The 3,223-nt window shown below is 67.6% G+C and carries 3 protein-coding genes; 2 read left to right on the forward strand and 1 reads right to left on the reverse strand.

Annotation, left to right across the window (positions count from 1 at the left end):
• Window positions 1–807: acyl-CoA dehydrogenase family protein (locus WAN71_RS23300; RefSeq protein WP_422227594.1), on the reverse strand; the 807-nt coding region annotated here is incomplete at its 3' end.
• Window positions 808–899: 92 nt separating this feature from the next.
• Here WAN71_RS23300 and WAN71_RS23305 point away from each other — a divergent pair.
• Together WAN71_RS23305 and WAN71_RS23310 are read left to right on the forward strand one after the other, a co-directional pair.
• Window positions 900–2,420: a class I adenylate-forming enzyme family protein gene (locus tag WAN71_RS23305; RefSeq protein ID WP_422227595.1), complete on the forward strand. Its 1,521-nt coding sequence runs from the start codon at window positions 900–902 to the stop codon at window positions 2,418–2,420.
• Window positions 2,421–2,457: 37 nt separating this feature from the next.
• Window positions 2,458–3,223: SDR family NAD(P)-dependent oxidoreductase (locus WAN71_RS23310; protein WP_422227596.1), on the forward strand; the 766-nt coding region annotated here is incomplete at its 3' end.

The raw sequence follows: 3,223 nt of genomic DNA on the forward strand, positions 1-3,223 counted from the left end.
GGCGGCCGGTGCGGTGTCCAGTGCGAGAGCCGCAGCCCACAGGCTGGCCCGGCCGGCCTCTACCGCCACGGCCATATCGGCGCAGTGATGTTTGACGGCCTGGAACGAGCCGATCGGCGCACCGAACTGTTCGCGCTGCCCGGCGTAGGACACCGTCATGTCGAGCAACCGGGCTGCCGCGCCCAGCGCGTCGAACGCCCGGTGCACCGCCAGCGCGTCGCGCAGCAGGGCGACCGTCCCCGAGGGCAACTCCGTCCATTCGTCGGTCGTCATGTCGAGGCGCAGCCGCGCCCACGACCGGGTGAGATCCAGGGTCGCCAAAGCGGTCCTCGCCGGGGGCGTCAGCACGATGAGGTACTCCCGGTCGTCGACGATGCCCGTTACCGCGACGGACTCCATGTCGGCGGCCATCGGCACCGGGCTGCTGGAGCCGTTCAGCCGCAGCGTTCCGCCGTCGGCATGAGCGTTCTCGGAGAATGCGTGGCCGACCAGCGCGCCCCCGGTGCGCGGTATGCCGACGTTGTCGAGCAGCCAGCCCGCAATGCTCAAATCGGCGACGGGCAGCGAGCTCGCCGCGTAGCCGTGTTCCTCGGCCACGACCGCGAGATCCACATGGGTGCCGCCCATTTCGGGAGTGAGCAGCTCCAAAAGACCCGATTCCGCCGCGTGCGCGACCGCCGCGGGATCGACGGTGACGGCAGCCGCGTCCAACGTCGCGCGGACTCTGGCGATGGGGTCGTTGCGGGTGAGCCAGGCCCGCTCCGCCGCGGCGAGTTGATCCTGTTCGTCGGTCAAGCCGAAGTCCATAGCAGTCCCTTCTACTAAGTTGACCTAGTAAACCATGTCCTCTACGTTCAGTTGACAGGCTTTCGCCGCGAGGGCCGATTCGGAAAGTGACGATGACGAGCATCCACGACGCACTGGGACGGCTGTGGGACGCCAACGACCACGACCGCATGCTGGAGTGCGACGGACGCTGGGCGTCCTGGGGTTCCGTTCGGTCACTCACCGAGCGGATCGACCGGGAACTGACCGCCGCCGGGTGTCAGACCGGTGGCCGAGTCGCTGTCGTGCTGTCCAATCGAATGGAGTCCGTCGCGGCGCTCATCGCAATCTTCCGGGGCGGACGCACGCTGGTGACCATCAGCGCGCTGCAGCCGCCAGACAGGCTGAGCGCCGACCTTGCGGCATCCGCCGTCTCCTTCGTCCTTGCGCCGTCCGCGTTCTGGTCCAACGAGGTGTTCAACCGCGCCGTCGCCGATCTCGGGGCGACCGGCTGGGGGCTCGACGAAGGCGAACTCGGCATGCGGGTACGTGGCACGAGGGAAGCGGTCAGCGGCGATCCAGCGGTGGCGATCGAGATGCTGACGTCGGGGACGACAGGCGCCCCGAAACGCATTCCGTTGACCCGCGCACAGTTGGAGGCCTCCCTGGCATCGGCGTTGCGGCACAACGACCGTTCCGACGCCAGGACCAAACCCCCGCTGTCAGGCACCGTGGGCCTGGTGACACTACCCATCGTGCACATCGGGGGGCTGTGGTCGTTGTTGCAGTCGCTGGTTGCGGCCCGTCCGATCGCGATGCTGGACCGCTTCACCGTGCCGGGATGGCACGCAGCGATCACCGAGCATCGGCCTGCCGTCGCCGGGCTGCCCCCGGCGGCCATGCGATCGGTGCTGGACTCCGACATCCCACGGGAGGATCTGGCGAGCATCCGCGCCATCAACGCGGGCACCAGCCATGTCGACCCAGAGTTGGTCGATGCGTTCTTCGAGCGGTACGGCATTCCGATCCTCGTCGTCTACGGCGCGACCGAGTTCTCCGGCGCGGTGGCCGGATGGACGGTCAAGGACTTCCACGCGCGATGGACCGACAAGAAGGGCAGTGTCGGACGGGCTTTTCCCGGGGTGCGGCTGCAGGTCGTCGACGACGACGGCGCTGCGCTCGGCCCAGGGGTCACTGGCAGGCTGCAGGTCGCCACACCCCAGGCCGGCAGTTCGGGTGAATCCTGGGTCACGACAAGCGACTTGGCGCATCTCGACGCCGAAGGCTTCCTGTACATCGACGGCCGTGCCGACGACGTGATCATCCGCGGCGGCTTCAAGGTGGCACCGGAGACCGTGGTCCGGGCATTGCGGGCGCACGCGGCTGTCGCCGACGCCGCCGTAGCACCGATACCGGACCGGCGATTGGGTCATGTCCCCGTCGCGGCTGTCGAGTTGCGCAACGGGGCCGCAGCCGATGCCGAAGCTCTGCGCGAGCACTGCCGGGCGATGCTGACGCCCTACGAGGTGCCGGCCCGCATCTTCGTCGTCGACGAGTTGCCTCGCGGAGCGGCGCTTAAGGTCGACCGGCGCCGTCTGATCGCAATGCTCGAGGACCTTGGTGCCCCGACCGTTCAACCGGCCGGAGCGGGCTGAAACCCTGGCAATGCCAATCCAATCGGAAGGAGACTTTATGAGCACGGTTACGAGTTCGGGTCGCGTAGAAGGAAAGGTCGTTCTGGTTACCGGAGGCGCCCGCGGTCAGGGCCGCAGCCACGCAGTCAAGCTGGCCGAGGAGGGTGCTGACGTCATCCTCTTCGACATCTGTCACGACATCGAGACCAACGAGTACCCGCTGGCGACGTCGCGTGATCTCGAAGAAGCCGGTCTGGAGGTGGAGAAAACCGGCCGCAAGGCGTACACCGCCGAGGTCGACGTGCGAGACCGAGCGGCAGTGAGCCGCGAACTCGCCAACGCGGTAGCCGAATTCGGCAAACTCGACGTCGTAGTCGCCAATGCGGGCATCTGTCCGCTGGGCACTCATCTGCCGGTTCAGGCCTTCGCCGACGCCTTCGACGTCGACTTCGTCGGCGTCGTCAACACCGTCCACGCCGCGCTGCCGTATCTGAAGTCGGGTGCGTCGATCATCACCACTGGGTCGGTCGGCGGGCTGATCGCCGGATTGCTACCCCCGGGTGCGGGCGGGCCGCAGGGCCCCGGCGGAGCGGGTTACAACTACGCCAAACAGTTGGTGGACTCCTATACGCTCCGGATCGCGGCGCAGCTGGCCCCACAGTCCATCCGTGCCAACGTCATTCATCCGACGAACGTGAACACCCCGATGCTCAACAGCACGCCGATGTACCGGCAGTTCCGACCGGACCTCGAGGCGCCGAGCCGGGACGACGCCCTGTTGGCGTTCCCCGTCATGCAGGCAATGCCCACCCCCTACGTCGAAG

This window comes from Mycobacterium sp., assembly GCF_049280035.1.
In the GTDB taxonomy this organism is placed as follows: Bacteria; Actinomycetota; Actinomycetes; order Mycobacteriales; family Mycobacteriaceae; genus Mycobacterium.